The organism is Paraburkholderia sp. BR13439 (genome assembly GCF_040948805.1).
GTDB classification, from domain to species: Bacteria; Pseudomonadota; Gammaproteobacteria; order Burkholderiales; family Burkholderiaceae; genus Paraburkholderia; species Paraburkholderia youngii.
Genome location: NZ_JBFPKN010000241.1, coordinates 1 through 239 on the forward strand (window position 1 = coordinate 1; position 239 = coordinate 239).

At 67.8% G+C, this 239-nt stretch carries 1 pseudogene; it reads left to right on the forward strand.

What is annotated here, in order from left to right:
• Nucleotides 1-239: pseudogene (locus AB3X96_RS43035) on the forward strand (non-ribosomal peptide synthetase module); the annotation flags it as partial.

Genomic DNA, 239 nt, shown 5'->3' on the forward strand with positions numbered 1-239 from the left:
CATTGGCGGGGCGGGGGTCGCGCGGGGCTATCTGAACCGCCCCGAGCTGACAGCCGAGCGGTTCATCGCCAGTCCCTTTGTGGAGGGCGATCGGCTGTATCGCACGGGGGATCTGGCGCGGTACCTGCCGGATGGCAATCTGGAGTTTCTGGGGCGCATCGACGAGCAGGTCAAGATCCGGGGCTTTCGCATCGAGCCGGGCGAGGTGGCCGCGCACCTGTGCGCACATGCATGGGTGC